Genomic DNA, 24,486 nt, shown 5'->3' with positions numbered 1-24,486 from the left:
GTCGGGTAGCTCGCGCGCCGTGCTGACGAACCTTGCGCATCTGGACTCGTTGCGGGTCCGCGTCACCCCGCCGCCGCAGCCGGGGCACACGACGTACCGGCTGGCCGAGGAGCCCGCAGTCGAGGTCGTGTGGACCTACGCGGAGCGGCTCCCGGACGGCAGCTACCTCCCCGTCGGCGGCGGGCCCGCCGACCCCGACACCGGCCACTACACCCAGGGCGCGTTCAACGCCGACGACATCGCCCGCGCCGCCGTCGTCTACCTGCGGCACTGGCGCGCGACCGGCACCGGCACCAGCCGCGACGCGGCCCGGCAGCTGCTGCGCGGCCTGTGCTTCCTGCAGACGGTGCACGACGACCCCGACGACCAGGCGCACGGCAACGTCGTGCTGTGGCAGCAGCCGGACGGCACCCTCAACCGCAGCGGCATCCCCGCGGAGAGCCCCGACCCGTCCGACAGCGGCGAGTCGGCGTGGCTGGCCCGCACGGTGTGGGCACTGGGTGAGGGCTACGCGGCGTTCCGCACCGATGAGCAGGGTGACCCGGACTTCGCGGCGTTCCTGCGGCGGCGCCTCCGGTTGGCGATGAGCGCCATCAGCCGTCAGGTGCTGCCACGGTACGGCCAGTGGCGCGTCGTCGAGGAGTCGGCCACGCCCGCATGGCTGATCGGCGACGGTGCCGACCTCACCGGTGAGGCGTTGCTCGGACTTTGCGCGTACACCGGCTGCAGCGGCGACGACGACGCGCGGAAGCTCCTGGAGCAGCTCGCGGAGGGTGTCACGGCGATGCGGACGGGCACCCCGTGGACGTGGCCGTTCGGGGCGGTGCTGCCGTGCGCCCTGTCACGCAGCGCCTGGCACGCGTGGGCCGGGCTGGCGCCCGCCGGGCTGGCCCGCGTCTACGAGGTCGCCGGTGACCTGGCGGCCCGGGACGCGGCCCTGGCGGACGCGGCGTCGTTCACCCCGCACCTGCTGGTGGAGGGCGGCCCGGACAACCTGCGGGTCGCGGTGCCCGGCTCGCGGGAGGCACTCACGATCGACGGGGTGCAGCTGTCGTACGGCGCGCAGTCCCGCGTCGAGTCGCTCCTCGCGACGGCGAGGGTGACGGGCCGTCCGGCGCTGTCGACCCTGGCCGGCATCGCCGGGTCGTGGTTCTTCGGCAACAACCCGGCCGGGGCGCCCATGTATGACCCGGCGACCGGCCGCACCTACGACGGCGTGGACATCGTCGACGGCTCGCCGCGGCAGCTCGGCCGGCGCGGCGTCGTGCACCGCGACGCGGGCGCGGAGTCCACGATCCACGGACTCCTGGCGATGCTCGCCCTGGACGCCGACCCGCACGCGGCGGCGGTCGCGCGGATCACCGAGACCGACCCCGACACGTCCGCGGCCCCCGGGAGCTGCCGCGACGACGCCGAGGTGCGCTGCCGGACGCTGCGCGACCCGCGGACCGAGGCGCGGGTGACGCTCCTGCGCAGCATCGCGACGAGCACCAGGATCTGCGACGTCGACATGCCCGGCGACGGCGCCGCCACCGTGACCGTCAACGACCCCGGCGGCGAGGAACTGGAGCACTACACGACGACGGCCGGCCGGATCCGGGCCCTCGTCCCGGCCGGCGGGTTCACGATCATCACCCGGATGCCCGGGGAGGGTTAGCCTTGGCGGGTGCGTGATCATTCCGCCGGTGTCCTCACCGCGGTCGCCGTCGGCGGGTCCGCGGGCAGCGCCGCCCGTTACGGGGTGGCGCTGCTGCTGCCGCACGACGCCGGCACGGGTGTGCCGTGGGCGACCCTGGCCGTCAACGCGCTCGGGTGCCTGCTCATCGGGGTCCTCTCGGTCGTCGTCGAGGGGCGGCATCCGCTGCTGCGGCCGCTGCTCGGGGTCGGCGTGCTGGGCGGGTTCACGACGTTCTCCACGTATACGGTCGACACGGTCGTCCTCGTCTCGCGGGGTGCGGTGTGGACCGCGGCCGCGTACGTCGCCGGCACCCTGATCACCGCCCTGGCGGCCGTGTCGCTGGGGGTCTGGTCGGCGCGGCGGGTGCGGGCGCGATGACCCTGCTGCTGGTGCTGCTCGGCGGCGCGGTCGGGGCGCCCGCGCGGTATCTCACCGAACGGGCGCTGAAGGGCCGCTCGCCGCTGGGGACCCTCCTGGTCAACGTCTTCGGCAGCGCGCTGCTGGGCGCGCTGATCGGCGCCGGCGACGCGCTGCCCGTCACCGTGAAGACGTTGGTGGGCACCGGGTTCTGCGGCGCGCTGACGACCTACAGCACGTTCAGCCTGGAAACGCTGCGCCTCGTCGAGGAGGGCCGGGCCCGGCGCGCGGCCGCCTACGTGGCGGCGAGCCTGGTGCTGGGCCTGGCCGCCGCCACGGTCGGCTATGTCATGAGTTCAGCGTCATGAGCTCAGCGTGACCTCGCGTGCAGCAGGCGGAACAGGGTCAGCCACTGCTCGGGCCAGACCAGTCCGACAGGGGTGCCGTGTTCGAGCCGCAACGCCCGGAACGCGGCCGCGACGCGGCGCTGGTCGTACCGGCGGCACAGCGACGCGTGCAGTGAGCCGCCGACACCGCTGAACCCGAGCTCCACGAACGCCGCATAGCCCCCCGGCGGGGCGAGCGGCCGGGGCCGGCGGGTCAGCCGCAGAATGCCGCCGTCGACGCGGGGCACCGGCCGGAACGCCTCCCGCGGCACCCGCCCGGCGAGCTCCCACTGCCACCGCGGCCAGGTCGCGATCGTGAGACGGCTCCAGCGGCCGTAGTCGCCGGTGCGTTTGCGGGCGTATTCGAGCTGGGTCAGCAGCGTCGCCCCGGTCAGCCCCGGCGCGTGCAGGCACCAGTCGACGACGGCGGACGTCAGCGCGTACGGGATGTTGCCGACGACGGTGAACGGCTCCGCCGGCGGCCGCGCCGCGAGGAAGTCCGTGACCCGGACGGTGACGCCGTCGCGGGCGGGCAGCGCCGCGGCGAGCACCGGGTCGACCTCGTAGGCGATGACCCGCCGGCACCGGCCGGCCAGCGCGGCGGTGAGGTGCCCGCGCCCGGCGCCGACCTCGACGACGACGTCACCGGGGCCGATCCCGGCGGCGTCGACCAGCCGCCGGACGGCACCGGGTGCGGTGAGGAGATTCTGGCCGTACACGCGACGGCTTCTGCTGCTGGATGATGGCGCCATGACCGTGGTCCCGTCTGCCGCCCCTGTTCCAGGGGTGGCGAAACACGGACAGGCGGCATCGCGGCCCGTCCGTTTCCGAAGATGGACTCGGAGGGCCCTGGCGCGCGACTACGGCTTCTACAGCGGCGTCAGCCGGCGGACCAGGGCGCGACGCCGGGCGCGCAGGCGCATGGCCGGCACGGCCGACATCGCCGCCGCCGCGAGGAGTGCATGCGTCATGGTCATCGCCGCACCGTAGCCCACAGGACCCCGCACGGCATCCGAATATCGCGGTGGCGTCACAGCCGGCCGGCCTCGGTGATGCGGTGCAGGAACTGCCGGGTGCGGGGCTCGCGCGGGTCGCCGAACACCTGCTCCGGCGGGCCCTGCTCGACGATCAGGCCGCCGTCGAGGAAGCAGACCCGGTCGGCGACCTGCCGGGCGAAGCTCATCTCGTGCGTCGCGAGGATCATCGTGACGCCGTCGCCCTTCAGGTCGCGGATGAGGGCGAGGACCTCACCGACGAGTTCCGGGTCCAGCGCGGAGGTGACCTCGTCGAGCAGCAGCAGCCGCGGCTCGTTGACGAGGGCCCGCACGATCGCGACCCGCTGCTGCTGCCCGCCGGAGAGCCGGTCGGGGTAGGCGGCGGCCTTGTCGGCGAGCCCGACCCGGTCCAGCAACGCCAACGCCTTCGCCCGGGCCTGCGAGGCCGGCAGTCTGTGCACGTGCCGCGGGGCGAGGGTGACGTTGTCCAGGACACTCAGGTGCGGGAAGAGGTTGAACGCCTGGAAGACGATGCCGATGCGGCGGCGGACCTTGTCGGGGTCGGCGCGCGGGTCGGTGATGTCCTCGCCGTCGAGGTGGATGGTGCCGTCGTCGACCTGCTCGAGGAGGTTGACGCAGCGCAGCAGCGTCGACTTGCCGGAGCCGGACGCGCCGATGAGGGCGACGACCTCGTGCTCGTCGACGTCGAGGGAGACGCCACGCAGCACCGGATGGCCGTTGAACAGTTTGTACACGCCGTCGAGGCGCAGCACGGTCACAGCCGGTTGTCTCCTGACTGGCGGCGGGCGGCGCGCAGCGTGACCCAGTCGGTGACGGCGACGACGGGGATCGCCAGCAGCACGAACAGGACCCCTGCGACGACGTACGGGGTGTAGTTGTAGGACCCGGCGGTCTCGATCTGCGCGGCCCGGATCGCGTCGATCGGCCCGGCGAGGGAGATGAGCCCGACGTCCTTCTGCATCGCGACCAGGTCGTTGAGCAGCGGCGGCGTGACCCGCCGGACCGCCTGCGGCAGGACCACGTGGCGCATCGTCTGCCGGTACGTGAGACCCAGCGACCGCGCGGCGGCCCGCTGCGACGGGTGGACGGACTCGATGCCGGCGCGGAACACCTCGGCGATGTAGCCGGCGTAGGTGAGCGTGATCGCGATCCCGCCGAGCACCAGCACCGACGGGGTGCCGCTCAGGCGCAGCCCCGGCACGCCGAACGCGAACAGGTACAGGGTCACGATCAGCGGCAGGCCGCGGAAGGTGTACGTGTAGCCGGCCGCCAGCGCCCGCAGCGGGAAGAACACCGCCGGCCGGATGGTGCGCAGCGTGGCGATGCCGAGGCCGAGCAGCACCGCGGCGACGGCACAGACGACGAGCAGCCGCACGTTGAGCCAGAGGCCGCGCAGCACCGCCGGCAGCGAGTCGCGGGCCACGTCCCAGGACAGGAAGCTGGCCCGGAAGCGGTCCCAGCCGGGCGCGCCGGTGACGGCCGCGTAGAGCAGGACCCCGACGACGAGCGTGGACCCGGCCGCGACCGCCACCGACAGGATCGTCTGCCGGCGGCGGTACGCGTCGCGTTCCAGTTGTAACGGGCTGGGTTTGAACGTCATCAGGTGAGCGTCGGTGCGCCCTGCACGGACGACAGCCACTTGTCCGTGAGCGTCTTGAAGGTACCGTCGGTGCGCAGCGTGTCGACGGCCTGGCTGACGCAGGTGGTCAGCGAGGATCCCTTGTCCAGCACGAGACCGAACTGCTCCGGGGTGCCGGACGGCTGCGGCAGCTGCCCGACGATCTGCGCGTCGGTGATCTCGGCGCCGGTGATGTAGAACGCGGTCGGCAGGTCCACGACGAGCCCGTCGATCTGCCCGTTCTGCAGGGCCTTCTTGGCGTCGTCGTTGTTGTTGTACACCTGCGGCTGCGCCGTCGGCTTGACCACCTCGGTGATCGAGCGGTAACTGGTCGTGCCGACCTGCGCGCCGAGCTTCGCGCCCTTGAGGTCGGCGACACTCTTCGCACCGGCGATCTTCGACGTCTTCAGCGCGATGACCGTCTGCGTGACGTCGTAATACGGGGCGGAGAAGTCGACGGCCTGCTTGCGCTCGTCGGTGATGGAGAACTCGTTGACGTCGAAGTCGAACGTCTTCTTGCCGGGCGCGATCGCGTTGTTGAACGTGACCCGGGTCCAGACGACCTGGTCCTTGCTGTAGCCGAGCTTGGTGGCGACGGCGTAGGCGACGGCGGACTCGAAGCCCTCGCCGGACTCGGGTTTGTTGTCCTTGAACCACGGCTCGTAGACGGGCTCGTCGGTGGCGATCGTGAGCTTGCCCGCGGCGACCGTCTTGAGGTTCGCCTGGTCGCACGCGGCGGAGCCGCTCGAGACGGCCGGGGTCGCGGTGGTGTCGTCGTCGGCCGGGGCGCAACCAGCGGTGGCGAGCGCCGCCGTGAGCCCGGCGGCGACGAGAAGGGTCCTTGAGCGCATGGCGGCGATCCTACCCACCGAGGTGATATGAAATGGATCTCCAGTGTGTCGGATCACGGCAGCGGATCGGTGCGGCGCGGCATGAGCAGCAGCGCGCCGACGCAGAGGACCGCGACGCAGGCCACAGCGATGAACACATGGTGCGTGGCCGCATACAGGCTGTCGCGCGCGTAGTCGAGGACGGCCGGCGGGGTGTCCTTCGCCTTGAGCACCACGTCGGTCGCGTCGGCGCCTTCACCGAGTTGCTCCCGCATCCCGGGCGGCGCGGCCGCGAACCGCCGGTCCAGGGTCGTGTTGGCGATCGCGCCGAAGACGGCGGCGCCGACCGCGCTGCCGATCGACCGGAAGAACATGTTGGTGCCGGTGACCACGCCGCGGCGGTCCCAGCCGACGACCGACTGCACGGCGACGAGGCTCGGGCTCGACACGAACCCGAGCCCGATCCCGACGACGAAGCACGCGACCGCGACCATGGGGATACCGGTGTGCCGGCCGAGCACGGCGCACATGACGGCGCCGGCGATGACGGCCACGCTGCCCGCCAGGGACGTGTCACGGAAGCCGAGACGCAGGTAGACGCGGCCGGACAGGGTCGCGGCGATCGGCCAGCCCAGCGACATCGCGGCGACGACGAACCCGGCGACGACGGCGCTCGCACCCAGGACACCCTGGGCGAAGCTCGGCACGAAGGACGTGAGCCCGATGAGCAGCGCACCGACGGTGAGCGCGACGAGGTTGCCGCCGACGAGCACCCGGTGCCGGAACACCCACAGCGGCAGGACCGGCTCGGCGGCGCGGCGCTCCACGAACCAGAACGCGACCATCAGCACCGTGCCGGCGGCGAAGACGGCGATGCTCGGCGCCGACGTCCACGCCCAGGTGGTGCCGCCTTCGAGGGTGCCGAGGATCAGCAGGCTGCAGCCGGTGACGAGCAGCGTCGCGCCGAGGTAGTCGACGCGGTGCTCGCGCCGCTCGATCTTCTCCTTCAGGTTGCGGGCGAGCATCCACGCGGCGAGGACGCACAGCGGGACGTTGACGAAGAAGATCCACCGCCACGACAAGTAGTCGGCGAACACGCCGCCGAGCGTCGGCCCGATCACCGACGACACGCCCCACACCCCGGCGACGTAACCCTGCACCCTGGCGCGTTCCTCGACCGTGTACAGGTCTCCGATGATCGTCATGTTCATCGGCTGGATCGCACCGGCGCCGATGCCCTGCACGGCCCGGAACACGATCAGTGTCACCATGTTCCACGCGAACCCGCACAGCACCGACCCGAGCAGGAACGCGGCGATCCCGGCGAACATCACCGGCCGCCGGCCGAAGACGTCGGCGAGCTTGCCATACAGCGGTGTCGTCACCGCCTGGGTCAGCAGATACACGGAGAACAGCCACGGGAAGTGCGAGAAGCCGCCGAGGTCGCGGACCACCGACGGCACCGCGGTCGCGATGATCGTGCTGTCCAGCGCGACGAGCGCGGTCGTCAGCATCACCGACGCGAGGACGGGTCCGCGCTCCGAGCGCAGCCCCACCGCCTTCCGGGGTGTGAAAGTGGCGTTGCCCATGGGCTGACCTTACGGGACACCGACCAGCCCGACGCGGCTCAGCGCGTCCCTGCACGCCACCCGCCGACGCGGTCGTCGTCGACACTGTCATGGGGCTTCGAGGGATTCGGATCTCGCGATGACCGGGCGGTCATCCGGTTTCAGGCCTCGCCGTCGCGCTGTCCGGGCTCCGCGGTGCGGAACGTCCTCCTCATGGACGACCTCATGGACGACCCGGGTCATTCCCGGCGACGGCCGGCACGGCCGCGCCGTCCTTCCCGGCGACGAGGCCCGGCAGCGGAGCGGCGGCACACGACAGCACCGACGCGACAACCGGCAGCGCGGCCAGCCGCCACGTCCCCGGGTCCGGCACCCGGCGGGCCGCGACCCCGGCCAGCTCCGGCGCGTCGCTCAACGCGAGATCCGGGAACCGCGCCAGCAGCGCCCCGATCGCCACCTCCGTCTGCACCCTCGCCAGGGGCGCACCGAGGCAGAAGTGCGGGCCGTGCGCATAGCCGAGATGCGCCCCCGCAGCGGTCGAACGCAGGTCGAGCCGCTCAGGATCGGGAAACACCCGCGGATCCCGGTTGACCGCGACGAGCGCGGCCGTCACCGGCTCCCCGGGCCCTACGGTGACGCCCGCGAGGTCGGTGGGGTGCCGCACATACCGCGGAATCGTCAGCAGCTGAGGACCGCACCATCGCGTCAGCTCCTCCACCGCGCCGGGCAGCAGATCCGGCTCGGCGCGCAGGAGCTCGGCGCGGGCGGGGTCTTCCAGGAGCGTCGCGACGGCATTCGCGATGAGGTTGACGGGGGTCTGCCCGGCGAGGACCAGGTGCCAGACGAGGGTGATCAGCTCCTCCTCGGTGAGGCCGTCGCCGAACATGCCCGCGACGTGCGGTGCTGCGGCCCGCGCGCCGTCGATGATCGCCGGGACGGCCGCCATGAACGCCGGTCCGTTGCCGGCCGCGACCGCACGCCCGTGCACCAGCCACGCGGGGCGGTCGGCGTCCGGAACCCCGACGAGCTCGCAGATGACCTCCATCGGCAGCGGTCCCGCGAACGCCTCGAGCAGGTCGACCGGGCCGTCGAGCAGGCGATCGGCGACCCCGTCGAGCAGCCGGCCGACGATCCGCTCGACCGCCGGGCGGAAGGCCGCCGCGCGCCGGGCGGTGAATCCTGGCGCGCTGAGCCGGCGCAGCCGTTGATGCTCGGGGCCGTCCATTTCCTGCATGGTCCGCATGAACCGGCGGCAGTGCTCAGGCACGTCGGGGCGCTGATAGCTGGCGGCGCCGTTGGCGAACCGCGCGTCGGAGAGCATCGACCTCGCCTCGGCGTGCCTGGTCACCGCCCACATCGGACCGAAACCGGGCGCGAGGAGCCTGGCGACGGGCGCACGCTCGCGGGCCCGCCCGTAGACGGCGGCGGGGTCGTGCGGCAGCTCGGGGTCGGTGAGGTCGATCTCGGGCACCAGCAGCATGACTCAGATGATAGCATCATTTGGATGATGACGATATCTTCAGCCCCATGGCCCGCCTCACCCGCGCCGAGACCCAGGTGCGCAACCGCGCGGCCGTCCTCGCCGCCGCCCGTGCCGAGTTCGCCGAGCGCGGATTCCGCGACGCCAAGATCGACGCGATCGCCGAGCGCGCCGAGCTCACCCGCGGCGCCGTCTACTCCAACTTCCCCGGCAAGCGCGCCCTGTATCTCGCCGTCCTCACCGACGACGTCCCGGCCGTCCCCGCGACCGCCACCACCACGACCCCTCGCGAGGCGCTCGGCGCCCTGGCCAGGGCATGGATCGCCCGGCTGCCCCTCGCCACCGACGACGCCGCGCCGCTCGCCACCGACTTCATGGCCGAGGTCGTCGCGGACCCTTCGACGCGCGCGGCGTTCGCGCAGCTCAAGCAGCTCGACGCGATCGTCCTCGGACTCACCCTGGAGCGCCTGGGGCACGACGACCACCGGCAGGTCCGGCTGGCCGAGCTGGCGCTCACCGTCCTGCACGGCGCGAGCCAGCTCGCCGCGGCCGCCCCGGGCTTCGGCGAGCCGTTCAACGTCGTGCGGGCCGTCGAGCAGCTGCCGGACATCGTCGACACGCGGATCCCCCCGCAGGTCACGACAGTGGCCCAGGCGACCGACGAGCCATGGGCGCAGCCGTCCACATTGGACCTGTTGCATGGCGTACGAGCGGAAGCCCCGCCGGACGGGATCGTCGCCATCCTCGGCCTGCACCGCCTCACCGCCATCGAGCACGCGCTCCGCGGCGGGCTGCCCGTGACCGCGACCCTGGTCACCGACACCCCCGACGAGCTGCTGCCGCTGGTCCGGCTGTCCCTGGCCGAGCTGCGGCACGACCTGTCGCACGCCGCCCCGCCGGCCGCATGGCCCGACCTGCGGATCAGCTGCGATCCGGAGCCCGCGCCGGACACCACGGAGATCGCACTGCGCCTCGCCGGCGGCCGGATCGTCGCGCGCGCCTCCGGATGGGGCGCCTGCGCCGCCATCCTCTAGCTTGCCATTTCAGCAAGACGACTTGCCGTTCGCGCCAGAGCGACGGACGCTCGACGCATGGACAACGCATATGACGTAGCGATCATCGGCGGCGGCGCGGCCGGCCTCAGCGCGGCGCTGACCCTGTCCCGGGCCCGCCGCCGGGTGCTGGTCATCGACGCCGGCGAACCCCGCAACGCTCCCGCGGGACACGTGCACAACTACCTCGGCAGAGAGAACACGCCACCCGGGGAGCTGCTGTCGACCGGCCGGGCGGAGGTCAGCTCGTACGGTGGCGAAATCCGCGACGACGTCGTCACCGCCGTCACCGGCGCGGTGCCGCATTTCACCCTGTCGATGGCCGGTGGCGGGACCGTCTCGGCACGGCGGGTGCTGGTCACCACGGGTCTCGTCGACGAACTGCCGGACATTCCGGGCGTCGCCGAACACTGGGGCAGCCGGGTGCTGCACTGTCCCTACTGCCACGGTTGGGAGGTCCGGGACCGGCCCGTCGCCATCCTCGCCACGACCTCGATGGCGGCGCATCAGGCGCTGTTGTGGCGGCAGTGGACGCCCGACGTGGTGCTGTTGCTGCACACCGCGCCCTCGCCGTCCCCCGAGGAGCTCGCGCGGCTGGAGCGACGCGGGATCAAGCTCGTCTCCGGGGAGGTCGTCGCGTACGGGCAATCCGGCGCCGAACTCGCGGACGGCACTCTCGTGCCGGTCGACGCCCTGGTGCTGATGAGCCGGATCGCGGCGCGCGTCTCGGCACTCGAGCCACTGGGGCTCTCCCCCGTCCCGTTCGAGGCCAATGGCATTCCTCTCGGCACCCACGTTCCTTCCGGTCTGGGCGGCGCGACGTCGGTGCCGGGCGTCTTCGTGGCGGGCAACGTCACCGACCCGATGGCCACGGTCATCGCCGCCGCCGCGGCGGGGGTCAGTGCCGGTGGCTTCATCAACATGGATCTGGTGCTCGAGGAGGCCGCTGGTTGAGCCGCGCCACAATCCGTGAAGTTTCCTAGGACACTAGGTTTCAGGTATCGTCGGCGGCATGGAGGCCGTGCTGCAGCTCGTCGATCGGATCGCTGACGTGGTCCGGGATTCCCTCCGAGCGGTGATCCTGCACGGTTCGCTCGCGACCGGTGACTTCCTGGCCGGCCGCAGCGACATCGACCTGCTCGTGGTGGTCACGGACCTCCGCCACGACCGGGCCCGGCTGCTGGAGCGGCTCGTCCTTGAGGCCGACCTCGGCGACGCCGCCGGCATCGACCTGCACGTGGTCACGGCGGCCGTGGCGGCGCGTCCGGAGCGGGCGCCGCCGGTGGAGCTGCACGTCGGCCGCTATGCCGAGGGCGCCGTCATCGCCGCGGCCGACGCCATCGAGGCGGCCGGCCAGGTCGCGGGCGCGGATCGGCACCGGGCCTGCGACGGTGCCGGGGTGGCCGCCGGGCGGGCGGAGATCACTCACCGGGTCTCCGCTGATCCCGACATGGCGGTCGAGTGGCGATGGCGCGGGCCGCGGGCGGGGCGTTGCACGGGCCACCGCCCGCTGAGGTGATCGGCGAGGTGCCGGCACGGTGGTTGCGCGACCGTGGACGCCACTGGCTGACGACGTGGCAGGGCCTGACCGACGACGACGAGCACGCCGCGCACATGGTGCTCACGGCGTGCAGGATGTGGCGGTTCGCTGCCGAGGGCGTCCACTGCGGCAAGGTCGACGCCGCGACGTGGGCCCTCGGCCGGGACCCGAGCCTGGCGGCGGTCGGGCCGGCGGTCCGCCGGTACACCACCGGCGGCCACGACCGGATCGAGCCGGCGGCGATCGGTCACCTGCTCGCCACGGTGCTCAGGAAGACCGCCGAAGCGTGGGAGGGCCGACCACACGGGGGTGGACCAGGACGCGGGTCGTGGGCGCACGTCCAGTCCTTCGGCACCGTGAGCAGATAACGCGCCTCCCTTTGGCGGCTTCCTCCCGGGCGGCTCCGCGTCGTCGTGCGGGAGCGGCACCTCGCCCTCGAAACCGCGCCGGGCGCTGGGGCAGCGCAGCGGTTCCGGCCGTCGTGGACGGTGCGTGTCGACGTGGGCGGGCGGTGTCCGCGATACGGTGTGACGGTGACCGCAGCGAATGAGGAGCGCGACGGGGTCGCGTTGACGAACCTCGACCAGCCGCTGTTCGACGAGGCGGGAGCGACCAAGCGCGACCTGGTCGACTACCTCGACGCCGTCCGCGACCGGATCATCCCGGCGCTGCGGGGCAGGCCGCTGTCGGTGATGCGGATGCTGCGCGGGCAGCAGCCGTTCATGCAGAAGAACCTGCCGAAGTACACGCCGGACTGGGTGCCGCGGGTGACCGTGTGGGCGGAGTCGTCGAAGCGGGACGTCACCTACGGGCTGTGCGAGGACCGGCGGACACTGCTGTGGTTCGCCAACCAGCGGTCGATCGAGTTTCACCCGCTGCTGTCGAAGGCGCCGGACTTCGCGCACACGACCCACATGATCCTCGACCTGGACCCGCCGTCGCCGGACGCGTTCGAGCTCGCGGCCGGCGCGGCCAGGCTGATCCGGCAGGTGCTCACCGACCTCGGCATGGACAGTGCGGTGAAGACGAGCGGCGCCAAGGGGCTGCACGTGTTCGTGCCGATCGACGCGCACGCGCCGATGGAGGACATCGCCGCCGCGACGCGGGCCGTCGCGTCCAGGGCCGCGAAGCTCGACCCGGCGATCGCCACGACCGCGTTCATCCGCGAGGACCGGGAGGGCAAGGTGTTCCTCGACCCGACGAGGGTCGGCGGGGCGACCGTCGCCGCCGCGTACAGCCCGCGGCTGCGGCCGGGGACGCCCGTGTCGTTCCCGCTGTCGTGGGACGACCTCGACGACGTGAAGCCGGCCGACTTCACGATCCACACCGTGCCCGCCCTCCTCGGCGACGGCGACCCGTGGGCGGACCGGATGCCTGCTCCGCAACGGCTCGACGCCAAACTGATCGAGGAGGGACACACGATTCCCGTGCCGCGCGTACAGGCGATGCATGAAGGAAAACGCCGGGCCAAGGCCAAACGCGACGCGGCGGTGGACGGCTGATGCCGATCGTCGTCGACGCGCCGAGGGAGGAGTGGGCGGCCCGCGGCCTGGCGCTCGCCGCGCGGATCCGGCAGGAGCTGGCACCGCACGCGCTCGCCGTCGAGCACATCGGCAGCACGTCCATCCCGGGGATGCCCGCGAAGCCGATCTTCGATCTGCAGGTCAGCGTCGCCGACCTCGACGCACCGCTGGACGGCCCTCTCGAACTGCTCGGCATGTCGAGAGGGCGGCACGTGCACGACCACGTCCCCGCCGGACTGACCGACGACCCCGGCAGGTGGGTCAAACGGATTTGGACCGGCGAGGGCGTCAACCTGCACGTGCGCCTCGCAGGCTCGCCGAACGAGCGGCTGGCGCTGCTCTTCCGCGACTGGTTCCGCGCGCACCCCGCGGCCGTCCCCGCCTACGGCGCCTTCAAGACCGCCCTCGCCAGAGCACTGTCCGGCGTCCCTGACGACATCGGCGAATACAGCGACGTCAAGGACCCCGTCGTCGACCTGGTGATCGTCGTGGCCGAAGCGTGGGCCACCGCGACCGGCTGGTCCGTCACCCGAACCCCGTGAACACCGGGTGCTGCTTTAGCAACGCGCGTCAGCACGCCGCTCATGAACAGGAGGCAGCCGGGCACATGCGGGATGCCGCGGGTCGCCAACGGTCCCGGTAGGCGGTCGGGCTCTCCCCCACGATCGCGGTGAATCGGGACGAGAACGAGCCGAGGCTGCTGAAGCCGACCGTCATGCAGATCTCGGTGACGGTCAGGTCGGCCGAGCGCAGCAGGTCCTGGGCGCGCTCGATGCGGCGGCGGGTCAGATAGCGCATGGGTGGCTCACCGAACGCCGACTCGAAGCTCCGCCCGAAGTGATACTTCGAGACCCGCGCGACGGCGGCGACCGCGTCGAGGTTGAGCGACTCGCGATAATGCCGGTCGAGGTGGTCGCGAGCACGCCGCAGATGAGCCAGGAGCTGCACGGGCACCACCCTCGTCGTCATGCCAGCACTGTACCGCCGCCACGGAGCACCGTCACCTGCCGTATTCACCTCCGTGCGCAGTGCGACGGGGGATGTGAAAGGTGCCCGGATTCGGCTAGGTTGGCCGGGCATTACGTTTTGTCGTTCGCTGTCAGCCGTTCGTGTGAGGGGGTGCTCATGGTGTTCCGGCGCAGGACCATGGTCACGTTGGTGGTCGTCTCGATGCTTGCCCTCACTGCGTGCGGCTCGGACAAGAAGAAGGACCATTCGACCGCCCTCCCCGCCACCGGCGCACCCACCGCGCCGGCGTCCGCGGAGCCGTCACCGACGGCCGCCGCGTCGCCCTCGGCGGGGCCGTCCGCGTCGAAGTCGCCGGCAGGAAAGCCGTCGCCGAAGCCGAGCGCGTCGACGGTGAAGGGTCCCGAGGGCACGTTCGTGATCCGCCCGCCGGGCACCGGTCACGGCGCCGCGGGCTCGCAGAGCCGCACCGGGTCCACCGCGGTCGCGCTGACGTTCGACGACGGGCCGGACCCCGTCAACACCCCGAAGATCCTCGACCTGCTGCGCGACAACGGCGTGAAGGCCACCTTCTGCCTCGTCGGCTTCCGCGCCCGGGACAACCCGGCCCTGGTCAAGCGGATCGCGGCCGAGGGGCACACCCTGTGCAACCACTCCTGGCAGCACCTGACGGACCTGGCGAAGAAGGAGCCGGGGTACATCGACTGGGACCTCAAACACACGAACGACGCCATCCGTGCCGCCGCCGGCGCCAACGTTCCGATCAAGTACTTCCGGGCACCCGGCGGCAACTTCACCCCGGGCCTGATCGCGAAGGCGAAGGACATGGGGATGGCGTCGATCTACTGGGACGCCGATCCCGCGGACTGGAACCATTCGAAGGACGCCAATGACGCCGCCCACATCAAGCGGGTCATCGCCGAAGTGAAGAAGCAGATCCGGCAGGGCTCCATCGTGCTGTCGCACGACAACAAGCAGCCCGACACGATCGTCGCCTACCAGACGCTGCTGCCGTTCCTGAAGCAGTACTTCACCCTCGAGGCCCTCTGAGGCGCTCGTCGAGGGCGGCTATGTCGGGCAGGAACCACGCGTCGCGGCGACGGTTGGACTCGCGGACCAGGTCGCTCAGCGCGGTGCTGGCCTCGACCGGTGCGGTGATGTCACCGACGACGGCGAGCCGCACCCGGTAGTTGACGAGCTTCTGCAGGATCTCCCCCGCCACCCCGGTCCGCAGCGTCCAGAACTCGGCGGCGATCCGGGCGGCCGGCACGACGAGCAGCTCGGCGTCGTGCTCCAGCGCGGCGCCGACGAGGTCGCCGGCGTCGAGCTCGGTGCCGACGGCCGGGCCGTCCTCGGGCAGGATCAGCGTCGCGAGGCCGTGCAGGGTGGTGACGGTCGGGTCCATGCCGCCGATTGTCCCCTCACCGGGGCACTCGGTGCAGCACGGTTTCGGTGAGCGCGCCGCCGGCCACGGTTGCCGTCATGTAGGTGGCGTACGGCTGGCTCCTGCGGTCCGTCGGCGACCCCGGGTTGAGCAGTCGCAGCCCCGCGGGTGTAACGGTGTCCCACGGGATGTGGGAGTGGCCGAAGACGAGCAGATCCCGGCCCGGGAAACGGTCCTGGCAGCGTGGCTCCCGGCCGGTCGCCGGTCCGGTCTCGTGCACGACCGACACCCGCAGCCCGTCGAGGTCGGCGTCGGCGATCTCGGGCAGCCGCGCCCGCAACGCCGGGCCGTCGTTGTTGCCGTACACGCCGATCAGCCGCGCCGAACGGGCCTCGAGGCGATCCAGGAACGGCTCGTCGACCCAGTCACCCGCGTGGATGACGACGTCGGCGGCCTCGACCGCTGCCCAGACCGCCGCCGGCAGGTCCCGGGCCCGCTTCGGTACGTGGGTGTCGGCGACGAGCACGAGCCTCATCCGGCCGACGGTACCCGTACATGGAGAAGCACCCCGGAAAACCGGGGTGCTTCTCGCAGCATGCTTACGCCTTGGTGACGACCGTGCCGACGATCTTGTCGCTCAGGGTCTGCTTCTTCTGGTCCCACAGCGGGAACAGGTAGCCGATGCAGCAGATGCCGTCGACGACGTGCGCGAGGTCACGGACGAACGCCATGCCGGCGCCGATCGGCTGACCGGTCTGCTCCTTGATCAGGTGCAGGCCGAGCGCCTTCTTGCCGAGGCTCTGGCCCTGGCCGCCGAGGTACCAGCGGTTGTAGCCCAGGTAGACCAGGCCGAGCAGGAAGAAGACGAAGTAGAGCACACCGAGCGTGCCGTCGTCGTTGCGGCCGAGAGCGGCGCCGATGCCGACCAGCACCGCGTACGGGAGCATGTCGATGATGTAGGCACCGACGCGCACGGGCCAGGATGCGAGGTTCATGGAACTCCTTGGACGTGAACAACTGGGGGTATTGCGAAACGTTCCGGCTCAGGCGAACCCGAACCGGTGCAACTGGAAGGCCCAGCTCACGGCTGCGGCCACGAGCATCGCCCGTCCCATCCGTGACCGGGCCCGGTCCGACCACGGCACCGGGGCGCCGATCAGGCCGAACTGCCGCAGCATGATCAGCGGAATGGTCACGAGCGTCACCGCCGCCAGACCGAAGATGCCGGGGTTCGCCGCCGCGGCGGCGCCGAGGTGTCCGTGCACGAGCGCCACGGCGGCGGTGGTCAGGCCGCAGCCCGGGCACGGGATACCGGTGAACGTGAACAGCAGGCACGGGGCACCGAGACCGGTGGACGCCGTGAACATCGGCCAGCACGCGGCGGCGACAGCCGCGGCGGCGCCGAAGCCACCGAGTCGTTCCGGGACGGAGAACTGCTTACGCACGTGACCTGCTCGATCGACGGTATGGAATCGCGATCGTATGGCACGGGGTCAGTCGATCACCACCCCGTTAGGTCATCCGAACGCACAGCATCCGCGCCGAACGCGGTGACAGAATCGTACGCATACCGGTACACACGCGGATGCAAAGGGCGTGAGCGCGACAATATCGATACGAAAGATTTGTGCGGTGGACGCGCGGCGTGCACCCTAACCCGCCCTGGTCCGCCCGCCGCGCCCGGCCTCAGCCGCCGCTCAGGCGCCCGCGTGTTTTTGCGCACCTGCACGCGCATGACATCCGTCATGGGGTCGCGGGTGACGCCACACAGATCCGCCGCGGTGGATGCCCGGCGATGCTTCTGGCATGACGAACGCAGCAGTCCAGTTGACCGGCCTGACGAAGCGGTTCGGTGCACTCACCGCCGTGGACGGGCTGGACCTCACGATCCGCCGGGGCGAGGTCGTCGCGCTCCTCGGCCCGAACGGCGCCGGCAAGTCCACGACGATCGACATGCTCCTCGGCCTGCTGCGCCCCGACGAGGGCACGGTCCTGCTCGACGGGCAGTCGCCGGCGAAGGCGATCGCGAGGGGCACCGTCGGCGCGCTGCTGCAGAGCGGCGGCCTGCTGCCGGACCTGACCGCGGGCGAGACGGTCCGCCTCACCGCCGCCCTGCAGCAGCGGTCGCGGCCGGTACGGGAGGTGCTCGAACGCGCGGGCGTCACCGAGTTCGCCAACCAGCGGGTCGGTGGCCTCTCCGGCGGGCAGCAGCAGCGGATCCGTTTCGCGATGGCCCTCGTCGCCGACCCTGACCTGCTGGTGCTCGACGAGCCGACGACCGGCATGGACGTCGAGACCCGCCGCGGCTTCTGGACCACGATGCGGCAGGAGACCGCGCAGGGCCGCACCGTCCTGTTCGCCACGCACTACCTCGACGAGGCCGACGCGTACGCGGACCGTATCGTGCTGCTGCGCTCCGGCCAGGTCATCGCCGACGGCACCGCCGCCCAGATCAAGGCCGCCGTCACCGGCCGCACCATCCGCGCCACCCTTCCCGGCGCCGACCTCGTCGGCCTCGCCGCGCTGCCGGGCGTCGACCGCGTCGAGACCCGCGGCGACGTCATCATGCTGCACTGCGAAGACTCGGACACCGCCCTGCGGTCCCTGCTCGGCTCCACCGACGCGCGAGACGTCGAAGTCACCGCGCGCAACCTCGAAGACGCCTTCATCGCCCTCACCGCCGCCGGGAGCGCCAAGTGAACACGACCTACCTCCGCATGGAGATCGTCCGCCTCGTCCGCAACAAGCGCGTCGTCATCTTCTCCATGCTCATGCCCGCCCTGCTCCTGCTCATCATCGGCGGCGTCTCCGTCGGCGGCGACCCGGACGCCAAGAAGTACGTCATGGTCAGCATGGCCCTCTTCGGCGCGATGACCGCCGCGCTCACCAGCGGCAGCACCATCGCCGTCGAGCGCGGCCTCGGCTGGAACCGCACCCTGCGTCTCACGCCCCTCTCCCCCGGCGGCTACGTCGTCAACAAGGTCATCGTCGCGCTCCTCGTCGCCGTCCCGCCGGTCCTCGTCACGTTCCTCGTCGGCGCCATCGGCCTGCACGTCCGCCTTACGCTGGTCGAGTGGGTGCTGTGCTTCGCCGGGGCCTGGCTGTCGGCGCTGCCCTTCGCCGCGCTCGGCGTCGTCATCGGCTACCTCGCCAAGCCCGACGGCGTCCAGCAGGTGACCGCGCTGCTCAACCTGACCCTCGCCGCGTTCGGCGGGCTCTGGGTGCCGGTCCAGCTGATGCCGAACCTCATGCAGCAGATCGCGAAGCTCACGCCCTCCTACTGGACCGGCGAGGTCGCCCGCAGCCCCCTCGACCACGGCCACATCGACGTCCAGGCCATCCTCGTCCTCGGCGGCTGGACCGTCGCCCTGGCACTCGTCGCGCTGCGCCGGTTCCGCGTCGACACCGCTCGCGCCTGAGCCGTCGGTACCGTGTCCGTCATGAGCGACCCGACCAGGCGCCGCCCCACACCCAGACTCTTCTGGCTGTGGGCGGCGGTCTGGCTGTTCTACATGGCCAACCCCATCGGTGCCGCCTGGCGCCGCCCCGAGGTCTGGGAGCGCGCGGTCGGCATCACGGCGGCGCTCGCGTTCTGCGTGCTCTACCTGATGTCGTTCGTGGCCGCCCGCACCGCTGTGAACCGCACGGGAGCGCCGCTGAAGCCGGCCTCCTCGCTGACGCGGCTGGGACTCATGGCCGCCCTGGCCGCCGTCCTGACGTCCGTGGTGGGCGAATCGGGGCTGACGGCCCTGGTCTATCTCGGCGTCATTGCCATCTTCACCCTCGGCCCGCGGCTCGCCTGGACCGTGGTGCTCCTCGCCGCCGGGACCGCCGCCGCGCTGCCGAAGCTCGTGCCCGGCTGGGACGGCGGTATCGACCTCACCTTCGCCGTCCTCGTCGCCGCGCTCGCCGTCTGGGGCGTGACGCGCGTCTTCCAGCGCAACGCCCAGCTCGCCGAGGCCCGCGAGGAGATCACCCAGCTGGCCGTCGCCGCCGAACGCAACCGCTTCGCCCGCGACCTGCACGACCTCCTCGGCCACTCCCTCACCGTCGTGTCCGTGAAGAGCGAGCTCGCCGCCCGTCTGGTCCGCCTCGCCCCGGACCGCGCCGAGGCCGAACTCGCCGACATCCAGCGCCTGGTCCGTGAGGCCCTCGTCGACGTCCGCGCCGCCGTCTCCGGCTACCGCGACATGTCCCTGGCAACCGAGCTCGCCTCCGCCCGCAGCGCCCTGGACGCCGCCGGCATCGAGGCCGAGGTGCCGCTGACCGCCGAGGCCGCCGACCCCGCCCAGCAGCAGCTCTTCGCCTGGGTCGTCCGCGAGGGCGTCACCAACGTGATCCGCCACAGCGAAGCAAAGCACTGCTGGATCCGCCTCGAACGCAACGCCGTCGAGATCAGCGACGACGGCCGTGGCCCAGCCGGCCGCTCTGGCAGTCCGGGCAGTTCGGGCAGTCCAGGCAGCCCTGGCAGCCCTGGCAGCCCCGCAAGCCCCGGTGCCGCCTCGGCCGCTCGCCGGGACGCCGTCTCGGCTTCCTCTGCCCACTCGTCCACGGACCGGGCTTCTGCCGCTGGTCCTGCCGACCAGGACGCTGCCGGCCACGGCTTGGCCGGCCTCCGCGAACGCGTCGACTCCGCCGGCGGCACCCTGATCATCGGCAACCGCGACGGCGGCGGCTTCGTCCTGCGCGCCACGGTCTGACCGGCCCTCCCGTCCTCGACCCGCGAAGGCGACCGTTTGCTGTTCAACAGGCCTAAAGCAGTTGTCAGCGACCAGGCCCCCGGGCAGGCTCCCGCTGGTGGACACACCTCCGATCCGGACGGATCCCTCTCGCTCGCCGTCCACGGCGCCGTCCACGGCCGCTGGCCCTTGGATTCGGCAGCCGCCTGGCAGCACCCCTGCGAACCCGCCAACGCCACAGGAGCCCAGCTCAGCAACACAGGCCGCACAGACCGGCACGGGCACCGCGAACGGAGCACGCAGCATGGGCAGTACAGGTGGGGCTGACGGCACCAGCGGGGCGGGCGCCGCGAGCAAGACGAGCGTCACGAACACGGCGGACGGTGCGAACACCACGAGCACCACGAGCGCCACGGGCACGACGGGCGCCACGAACACGGCGGGTGGTGCGAACACCACGAGCATCGCGGGCACGACGGGCGCCACGAACACGACGGGCGGTGCGAACACCACGAGCGCCGCGGGCACGACCGGTGGAGTAGGCACGACCGGTGGAGCGGAACCTGTGGCGGACGTGGTCGAGCGAGCCCTCGCGACGGTCGACGCGGCGCTGCCGACGACGGTGCGGGCGAAAGCCGAAGCGGCAGGTGCGCACGACTGGCTGCGGCGACTGCCTGAGCTCGTCGCCGGGATCGAAGAGGACTGGGCGGTGCGCGTCGGGCGGGTGTACAGCGACGCCACCGAGGCCTTCGTCGCCGACGTGACCATGGCCGATGGCACGCCGGCGGTGCTGAAGCTGATCGTGCCGCGCCCCGGCAACGCGACGGCGAACGAGATCACAGTCCTGCGGCTCGCCGGCGGTGACGGTTGTGCGCGGCTGCTCCGGCACGACGTGGCGAGGGACGCGCTGCTGCTGGAGAAGCTCGGCCCGAGCCTGTCCGAACTGGGCCTGCCGATCACTCGCCGGCACGAGATCCTTTGCGACGTGGCGAGCCGGGTGTGGCGGCCCGCACCGGATGCCGGACTGCCGACAGGGGCGGCGAAGGGCGAGTGGCTCGCCGCGTTCATCACAGATCTGTGGGAACGGCTGGACCGGCCGTGTGCCGAGCAGACCGTTGCGCACGCCCTCTCCTGCGCCGAACGCCGGGTCGCCGCCCACGACGACGAACGTGCCGTCCTCGTCCACGGCGACGTCCACGAATGGAACACGCTGCGCGCGGCTGACGGCTTCCGTCTGGTCGACCCGGACGGACTGCTCGCAGAGGCGGAATACGACCTCGGCGTCATCATGCGCGAGGACCCGGTCGAACTCGTGGCCGCCGACCCCCGCGACCGGTCGCGCTGGCTCGCAGCCCGCACCGGCCTCGACGAGACCGCGATCTGGGAGTGGGGCGTCGTCGAACGCGTCTCGACCGGCCTCGTCCTCGTCCAGGTCGGCCTCCAGCCCTTGGCCGCCCAGATGCTCGCCGCCGCCGACACCATCACCGCGATGCGCATCTGACACCTCCTCGTCTTTCAGCGTGCCGGCCTCAGGTTTCAGCGGGCCGGCCCCGGGCCGGCGAAGCGTCGCCATCAGCCTCAGTGCGTCGTTGCCGCCGGGTCGCCCCGTGCATCGACGTCACCGGGCCATTCGTGCGTCGTTGCCACCAGGTGCCCTGTGCGCGGCGCTCGCGAGCCGCAGCGAGGTCACAGCGTCCGCACCAATGCGGCTCGGCCACCGAGACTGCCCGGCATCAGCCTCACCGTCGCCACCGAGGCTGCTCGGCACGGGTCGCGACCGCTGCCGCCGCGACCGCTTGCCAGTCGGCGCTCGTGGACTGCCGGCATTGCCGCCGCGATCGCCTTGCGGCGCGCGGCGCGTCCAGCACTGAGTGAACGGCGCCCTGATGGCTTCGGCCGCGGCATCCCCACGTCCGCCGGCGTCGGGCACGCGGGCGTGAGGTGCTCGTTGGCGAACAGGCGGGCGTGAGGGTGCTCGTTGGGCGTCATGCGTGCGACAGGAGGACACGGGCGGCAACGTTGCGGGTGGCGATGCCGAGGCGCGTCTTCGGGATCAGCATCGTCGTGGCGAGGCCGACGGAGCGCTGCTTGGCGTCTGTGTGGGTGCGGTGGGACGACTCGTATGCCATGAAGGCCAAAGCATGGTCGGACGGGCTTGCTGCCAGGGCGGTGGCAAGGGTGTGCGCACCGGCCATGGCGAGGCTTGAGCCGTCGCCGAACAGGGAAACGCAGGACGCCGCGTCGCCGAGCAGCGTCACCCTGCCGTGCGACCAGGACGGCAGGCGGACCTGGCTGACGGAGTCGAAATACAGGTCCGGTGTCGTCTGCAGCCGGTCGAGCAGCTCTGGGACACGCCAGCCTCCACCCGCATAGGCGTCCGTGACGATCCGCTTGTGCTGGGCTGCGTCGCGGTGGTCGAAGCCCTCGACCATCGGGCCACGGAAGATGAACGCGACCATCGCCCGGCCCGTCGACGGATGGATCGACACCAGCTTGCGGGGCGTGTTGTGCATCAGGACGTCGTGCGGATATTCGGCCGGGCCGTCCAGCGGCATCGTGGCCACCCAGACGCCCATGTGCCGCACGAACTCACGCTCAGGGCCGAAGACGAGCCTGCGCACCGCGGAGTGCAGGCCGTCGGCGCCGACGAGGAGGTCGAAACGGCGTGCAGCTGCGCGCTCGAACATGACGTCGACGCCACCGCCGTCCTGGGTCACCGAGGTGATGGTGTCGTCCCACAGCAGCTCGGCGTCGTCGCGGGCGGCCTCCTGCAGGATCGCGGCCAGGTCGCCGCGGGGCAGCTCGACCTCGCGGTTGCCCGCCGCGCTCTTGGAGGTCGGCATCGGCACGCGGCCGGACGGACGGCCCTTGGCGTCGATGACGAGCATCGAGGTGGCGTGGGTGGCGGCGGCGCGCAACTGGGGCATGATGCCCAGCTCCTCGGCGACGGGCAGGGCCGGACCGCGCACGTCGACCGGATTGCCGCTTGAGCGCAGGCCACCGGCGCGCTCCACGATCGTGGGGCGGAACCCGTGGCGGGCCAGGAAGTGCGCGAGTGTCGGGCCGGCCACGCCGGCGCCGGAGATGAGGACCGTGGGAGGAGTCATGCCCGAGACAGTACCTGCATTCAGTGCAGAAATACAACGAGTGCAAGTTGACACTTGGTGCGATACGATGTCGGCATGAACCTGCGTGACCGAAAACGCGCTCGCATCCGGCAGTCGCTCGTCGACGCCGCGACGGAGCTGTTCGAACGGGACGGCTATGAGCGCACGACGGTGGCGGACATCGCCGCGGCGGCGGACATCGGCACACGCACGTTCTTCAGCTATTTCGCCAGCAAGGAGGAGTTGCTGTTTCCCGAGAGCGACTACCGGGTGCAGGCGGCCGTCGATGCGATCGCGGCCCGCGACCCTGAGGACACCCCTGTCGAAGTGCTGGTCCGTGCCCTGCATCTGACCGGCGCCGACAGCGACGACCTGACCGACCGGTTGGCGGCGCTGCGGCTGCGACTGATCCGGGAGGTGCCGGCGGTGCGGGGGCGGGCGCTGCAGATTCAGCTGGACGCGCAGCAGCAGATCGCGGCGCACCTGGCCGAGGCGTTCCCGGAGCAGTTGGACCGGGTCAAGGCCGGCGCGCTGGTCGGGGCGTTCGTCGGCGCCGTGACCGGGGCGGTGCAGGTGGTGATGGACGACATGCCGGCGCACCACGACCCGAAGGAGCTGCGGTCGGCGGTCGAGGAGGCGACAAGCGTTGCGCTGCGACCTTGGATGACGACCCGGAGCCGCTAGGACGTTCCGCTGATGACATCCCCCGCAAGGCTGCGCCGGGCCGGATCAGGCGCGACCAGGCGGGGCCGGACCAGGCCGGACCAGGTGAGGACAGACCGGGCCGGGCCCGGACGGGTGAGGTAAGACCGGGGCGGGTGGAGCCGGGGCGGGCGGGCCGGGCGGGGCGAGCTGGGCAGGGCGAGCTGGGCAGGGCGAGCTGGGCAGGGCGAGCTGGGCGGGCCGGGCGGGCGGGCGGGGCAGGGCGGGCCGGGCGGGCCGGGCAGGGCGCGCCGGGCCGGCGGGGCAGGGCGGGCTTGAGGTGGACCCGGAGTGTTGCTCCAGGGAGTGGGGACCCCACCGGACGGGTGACCCGCGGCGAAGAGTCGGGCATGATCGTGGCAAGGTGGCAAGCGCGACACCATAGCGCGGAAACGGACAAGGGGGACGAACAATGAGCTTCTTCGACCGGGTGAAGGACCTCGCGGACCAGCACGACGACAAGGTTGACGCGGCGTTGGAGAAGGTCGGCGACATCGTCGACGACAAGACGGGCGGCAAGCACACCGAGCACATCGACAAGGCCGTCGACGCCGCGCAGCAGCACACGGGCGCCGGGGACAGCACCAAGAACCAGTAGGG

At 71.9% G+C, this 24,486-nt stretch carries 28 protein-coding genes; 16 read left to right on the top strand and 12 right to left on the bottom strand.

Translation table 11 applies throughout. The features are described from left to right. Positions 1–19: 19 nt before the first annotated feature. The 3 genes from ABZS58_RS07250 to crcB (ABZS58_RS07240) are packed head-to-tail and all read left to right on the top strand — an operon-like array spanning position 20 to position 2,403. Complete coding sequence (locus tag ABZS58_RS07250) at positions 20–1,657, top strand: hypothetical protein (RefSeq protein WP_354778537.1); 1,638 nt, start codon at positions 20–22, stop codon at positions 1,655–1,657. Between the two features lie 9 nt (positions 1,658–1,666). Continuing rightward, positions 1,667–2,056 (top strand): fluoride efflux transporter CrcB, encoded by a 390-nt coding sequence (gene crcB / locus ABZS58_RS07245; RefSeq protein WP_354778535.1) that lies wholly within the window; start codon positions 1,667–1,669, stop codon positions 2,054–2,056. Beyond that, positions 2,053–2,403 carry a fluoride efflux transporter CrcB gene (gene crcB, locus ABZS58_RS07240; RefSeq protein ID WP_354778533.1) on the top strand — a complete coding sequence of 117 codons (351 nt, stop codon included), beginning with the start codon at positions 2,053–2,055 and terminating at the stop codon, positions 2,401–2,403. The genes crcB (ABZS58_RS07245) and crcB (ABZS58_RS07240) overlap by 4 nt, the downstream gene beginning before the upstream one ends. A gap of 2 nt (positions 2,404–2,405) precedes the next feature. On the opposite strand, the gene erm is transcribed toward crcB (ABZS58_RS07240), so the two are convergent. The 6 genes from erm to ABZS58_RS07210 all read right to left on the bottom strand — a co-directional run bounded on the left by erm (position 2,406) and on the right by ABZS58_RS07210 (position 8,933). Beyond that, the gene (gene erm / locus ABZS58_RS07235) at positions 2,406–3,173 is read right to left on the bottom strand and encodes an ErmE/ErmH/ErmO/ErmR family 23S rRNA (adenine(2058)-N(6))-methyltransferase (RefSeq protein ID WP_354778531.1); all 768 of its coding nucleotides are present in this window, start codon (positions 3,171–3,173) and stop codon (positions 2,406–2,408) included. 278 nt (positions 3,174–3,451) lie between these two features. Next, complete coding sequence (locus tag ABZS58_RS07230) at positions 3,452–4,195, bottom strand: amino acid ABC transporter ATP-binding protein (RefSeq protein WP_354778529.1); 744 nt, start codon at positions 4,193–4,195, stop codon at positions 3,452–3,454. Next, the gene (locus tag ABZS58_RS07225) at positions 4,192–5,037 is read right to left on the bottom strand and encodes an amino acid ABC transporter permease (RefSeq protein WP_354778527.1); all 846 of its coding nucleotides are present in this window, start codon (positions 5,035–5,037) and stop codon (positions 4,192–4,194) included. Before ABZS58_RS07225 ends, ABZS58_RS07230 begins: the two co-directional genes overlap by 4 nt. Beyond that, the gene (locus ABZS58_RS07220; RefSeq protein WP_354778526.1) at positions 5,037–5,906 is read right to left on the bottom strand and encodes an ABC transporter substrate-binding protein; all 870 of its coding nucleotides are present in this window, start codon (positions 5,904–5,906) and stop codon (positions 5,037–5,039) included. Before ABZS58_RS07220 ends, ABZS58_RS07225 begins: the two co-directional genes overlap by 1 nt. A gap of 53 nt (positions 5,907–5,959) precedes the next feature. Next, complete coding sequence (locus ABZS58_RS07215) at positions 5,960–7,474, bottom strand: MDR family MFS transporter (RefSeq protein ID WP_354778524.1); 1,515 nt, start codon at positions 7,472–7,474, stop codon at positions 5,960–5,962. 202 nt (positions 7,475–7,676) lie between these two features. After that, positions 7,677–8,933, bottom strand: coding sequence for a cytochrome P450 (locus ABZS58_RS07210; protein ID WP_354778522.1), 1,257 nt, complete (start codon positions 8,931–8,933; stop codon positions 7,677–7,679). 20 nt (positions 8,934–8,953) lie between these two features. Here ABZS58_RS07210 and ABZS58_RS07205 point away from each other — a divergent pair, with 20 nt between their 5' ends. The 6 genes from ABZS58_RS07205 (at position 8,954) to ABZS58_RS07180 (ending at position 13,590) form a co-directional block, all read left to right on the top strand. Further along, entirely contained in the window at positions 8,954–9,967 is a 1,014-nt protein-coding gene (locus ABZS58_RS07205) for a TetR/AcrR family transcriptional regulator (protein WP_354778520.1), read from the top strand. Between the two features lie 57 nt (positions 9,968–10,024). Next, positions 10,025–10,939, top strand: coding sequence for an NAD(P)/FAD-dependent oxidoreductase (locus tag ABZS58_RS07200; protein WP_354778518.1), 915 nt, complete (start codon positions 10,025–10,027; stop codon positions 10,937–10,939). 58 nt (positions 10,940–10,997) lie between these two features. After that, positions 10,998–11,504, top strand: coding sequence for a nucleotidyltransferase domain-containing protein (locus ABZS58_RS07195; protein WP_354778516.1), 507 nt, complete (start codon positions 10,998–11,000; stop codon positions 11,502–11,504). 23 nt (positions 11,505–11,527) lie between these two features. After that, positions 11,528–11,893 (top strand): aminoglycoside adenylyltransferase domain-containing protein, encoded by a 366-nt coding sequence (locus ABZS58_RS07190; protein ID WP_354778514.1) that lies wholly within the window; start codon positions 11,528–11,530, stop codon positions 11,891–11,893. 165 nt (positions 11,894–12,058) lie between these two features. After that, on the top strand, positions 12,059–13,027 hold the full coding sequence (locus ABZS58_RS07185; RefSeq protein WP_354778512.1) for an ATP-dependent DNA ligase: 969 nt from the start codon (positions 12,059–12,061) through the stop codon (positions 13,025–13,027). Continuing rightward, entirely contained in the window at positions 13,027–13,590 is a 564-nt protein-coding gene (locus ABZS58_RS07180; protein WP_354778510.1) for a GrpB family protein, read from the top strand. The genes ABZS58_RS07185 and ABZS58_RS07180 overlap by 1 nt, the downstream gene beginning before the upstream one ends. Positions 13,591–13,630: 40 nt before the next feature. Here ABZS58_RS07180 and ABZS58_RS07175 read toward each other — a convergent pair whose 3' ends face one another. Continuing rightward, the gene (locus tag ABZS58_RS07175; protein WP_354778508.1) at positions 13,631–14,017 is read right to left on the bottom strand and encodes an AraC family transcriptional regulator; all 387 of its coding nucleotides are present in this window, start codon (positions 14,015–14,017) and stop codon (positions 13,631–13,633) included. 156 nt (positions 14,018–14,173) lie between these two features. Here ABZS58_RS07175 and ABZS58_RS07170 point away from each other — a divergent pair, with 156 nt between their 5' ends. Next, positions 14,174–15,064 carry a polysaccharide deacetylase family protein gene (locus tag ABZS58_RS07170; RefSeq protein ID WP_354778506.1) on the top strand — a complete coding sequence of 297 codons (891 nt, stop codon included), beginning with the start codon at positions 14,174–14,176 and terminating at the stop codon, positions 15,062–15,064. Here the strand turns inward: ABZS58_RS07170 and ABZS58_RS07165 are convergent. The 4 genes from ABZS58_RS07165 to ABZS58_RS07150 form a co-directional block, all read right to left on the bottom strand. Further along, positions 15,045–15,419, bottom strand: coding sequence for a DUF4180 domain-containing protein (locus tag ABZS58_RS07165; protein ID WP_354778504.1), 375 nt, complete (start codon positions 15,417–15,419; stop codon positions 15,045–15,047). The genes ABZS58_RS07170 and ABZS58_RS07165 overlap by 20 nt on opposite strands. Positions 15,420–15,435: 16 nt before the next feature. Continuing rightward, positions 15,436–15,933: a YfcE family phosphodiesterase gene (locus ABZS58_RS07160; RefSeq protein ID WP_354778502.1), complete on the bottom strand. Its 498-nt coding sequence runs from the start codon at positions 15,931–15,933 to the stop codon at positions 15,436–15,438. Between the two features lie 64 nt (positions 15,934–15,997). Next, a complete protein-coding gene (locus ABZS58_RS07155; RefSeq protein WP_354778500.1) occupies positions 15,998–16,393 on the bottom strand; it encodes an RDD family protein in 396 nt (131 codons plus the stop codon). 48 nt (positions 16,394–16,441) lie between these two features. After that, entirely contained in the window at positions 16,442–16,843 is a 402-nt protein-coding gene (locus ABZS58_RS07150) for a DUF2752 domain-containing protein (RefSeq protein ID WP_354778498.1), read from the bottom strand. Positions 16,844–17,204: 361 nt separating this feature from the next. Between ABZS58_RS07150 and ABZS58_RS07145 the strand changes: the two genes are divergently transcribed. The 4 genes from ABZS58_RS07145 to ABZS58_RS07130 all read left to right on the top strand — a co-directional run bounded on the left by ABZS58_RS07145 (position 17,205) and on the right by ABZS58_RS07130 (position 21,578). Continuing rightward, the gene (locus tag ABZS58_RS07145) at positions 17,205–18,098 is read left to right on the top strand and encodes an ABC transporter ATP-binding protein (RefSeq protein ID WP_354778496.1); all 894 of its coding nucleotides are present in this window, start codon (positions 17,205–17,207) and stop codon (positions 18,096–18,098) included. Then, positions 18,095–18,817, top strand: coding sequence for an ABC transporter permease (locus ABZS58_RS07140; protein ID WP_354778494.1), 723 nt, complete (start codon positions 18,095–18,097; stop codon positions 18,815–18,817). Before ABZS58_RS07145 ends, ABZS58_RS07140 begins: the two co-directional genes overlap by 4 nt. Before the next feature lie 21 nt (positions 18,818–18,838). Next, complete coding sequence (locus ABZS58_RS07135) at positions 18,839–20,098, top strand: sensor histidine kinase (RefSeq protein WP_354778492.1); 1,260 nt, start codon at positions 18,839–18,841, stop codon at positions 20,096–20,098. 283 nt (positions 20,099–20,381) lie between these two features. After that, a complete protein-coding gene (locus ABZS58_RS07130) occupies positions 20,382–21,578 on the top strand; it encodes an aminoglycoside phosphotransferase family protein (RefSeq protein ID WP_354778490.1) in 1,197 nt (398 codons plus the stop codon). Between the two features lie 484 nt (positions 21,579–22,062). Here the strand turns inward: ABZS58_RS07130 and ABZS58_RS07125 are convergent, their stop codons facing one another. Continuing rightward, complete coding sequence (locus ABZS58_RS07125) at positions 22,063–23,184, bottom strand: FAD-dependent monooxygenase (protein ID WP_354778488.1); 1,122 nt, start codon at positions 23,182–23,184, stop codon at positions 22,063–22,065. Between the two features lie 75 nt (positions 23,185–23,259). On the opposite strand from ABZS58_RS07125, the gene ABZS58_RS07120 reads away from it, so the two are divergent. Continuing rightward, positions 23,260–23,868 (top strand): helix-turn-helix domain-containing protein, encoded by a 609-nt coding sequence (locus ABZS58_RS07120; protein WP_354778486.1) that lies wholly within the window; start codon positions 23,260–23,262, stop codon positions 23,866–23,868. Positions 23,869–24,298: 430 nt separating this feature from the next. Beyond that, positions 24,299–24,484, top strand: a complete 186-nt coding sequence (locus ABZS58_RS07115) for an antitoxin (protein ID WP_354778484.1) — start codon at positions 24,299–24,301, stop codon at positions 24,482–24,484. Positions 24,485–24,486 lie beyond the last annotated feature (2 nt).

This window comes from Dactylosporangium sp. NPDC005555 (genome assembly GCF_040605635.1).
GTDB lineage: Bacteria > Actinomycetota > Actinomycetes > Mycobacteriales > Micromonosporaceae > Dactylosporangium.
The sequence above is the reverse complement of the archived record's forward strand: the minus strand, read 5'-3'. Positions and strand labels throughout refer to the sequence as shown.

Excerpts from the sequence above, each read along its gene's own strand:
- crcB (WP_354778533.1), top strand. The coding sequence starts at position 2,053 with ATGACCCTGCTGCTGGTGCTGCTCGGCGGCGCGGTCGGGGCGCCCGCG.
- erm (WP_354778531.1), bottom strand. The coding sequence starts at position 3,173 with ATGGCGCCATCATCCAGCAGCAGAAGCCGTCGCGTGTACGGCCAGAAT.
- ABZS58_RS07225 (WP_354778527.1), bottom strand. The coding sequence starts at position 5,037 with ATGACGTTCAAACCCAGCCCGTTACAACTGGAACGCGACGCGTACCGC.
- ABZS58_RS07220 (WP_354778526.1), bottom strand. The coding sequence starts at position 5,906 with ATGCGCTCAAGGACCCTTCTCGTCGCCGCCGGGCTCACGGCGGCGCTC.
- ABZS58_RS07215 (WP_354778524.1), bottom strand. The coding sequence starts at position 7,474 with ATGGGCAACGCCACTTTCACACCCCGGAAGGCGGTGGGGCTGCGCTCG.
- ABZS58_RS07210 (WP_354778522.1), bottom strand. The coding sequence starts at position 8,933 with ATGCTGCTGGTGCCCGAGATCGACCTCACCGACCCCGAGCTGCCGCAC.
- ABZS58_RS07200 (WP_354778518.1), top strand. The coding sequence starts at position 10,025 with ATGGACAACGCATATGACGTAGCGATCATCGGCGGCGGCGCGGCCGGC.
- ABZS58_RS07195 (WP_354778516.1), top strand. The coding sequence starts at position 10,998 with ATGGAGGCCGTGCTGCAGCTCGTCGATCGGATCGCTGACGTGGTCCGG.
- ABZS58_RS07180 (WP_354778510.1), top strand. The coding sequence starts at position 13,027 with ATGCCGATCGTCGTCGACGCGCCGAGGGAGGAGTGGGCGGCCCGCGGC.
- ABZS58_RS07175 (WP_354778508.1), bottom strand. The coding sequence starts at position 14,017 with ATGACGACGAGGGTGGTGCCCGTGCAGCTCCTGGCTCATCTGCGGCGT.
- ABZS58_RS07170 (WP_354778506.1), top strand. The coding sequence starts at position 14,174 with ATGGTGTTCCGGCGCAGGACCATGGTCACGTTGGTGGTCGTCTCGATG.
- ABZS58_RS07165 (WP_354778504.1), bottom strand. The coding sequence starts at position 15,419 with ATGGACCCGACCGTCACCACCCTGCACGGCCTCGCGACGCTGATCCTG.
- ABZS58_RS07160 (WP_354778502.1), bottom strand. The coding sequence starts at position 15,933 with ATGAGGCTCGTGCTCGTCGCCGACACCCACGTACCGAAGCGGGCCCGG.
- ABZS58_RS07155 (WP_354778500.1), bottom strand. The coding sequence starts at position 16,393 with ATGAACCTCGCATCCTGGCCCGTGCGCGTCGGTGCCTACATCATCGAC.
- ABZS58_RS07145 (WP_354778496.1), top strand. The coding sequence starts at position 17,205 with ATGACGAACGCAGCAGTCCAGTTGACCGGCCTGACGAAGCGGTTCGGT.
- ABZS58_RS07135 (WP_354778492.1), top strand. The coding sequence starts at position 18,839 with ATGAGCGACCCGACCAGGCGCCGCCCCACACCCAGACTCTTCTGGCTG.
- ABZS58_RS07130 (WP_354778490.1), top strand. The coding sequence starts at position 20,382 with ATGGGCAGTACAGGTGGGGCTGACGGCACCAGCGGGGCGGGCGCCGCG.
- ABZS58_RS07125 (WP_354778488.1), bottom strand. The coding sequence starts at position 23,184 with ATGACTCCTCCCACGGTCCTCATCTCCGGCGCCGGCGTGGCCGGCCCG.
- ABZS58_RS07120 (WP_354778486.1), top strand. The coding sequence starts at position 23,260 with ATGAACCTGCGTGACCGAAAACGCGCTCGCATCCGGCAGTCGCTCGTC.
- ABZS58_RS07115 (WP_354778484.1), top strand. The coding sequence starts at position 24,299 with ATGAGCTTCTTCGACCGGGTGAAGGACCTCGCGGACCAGCACGACGAC.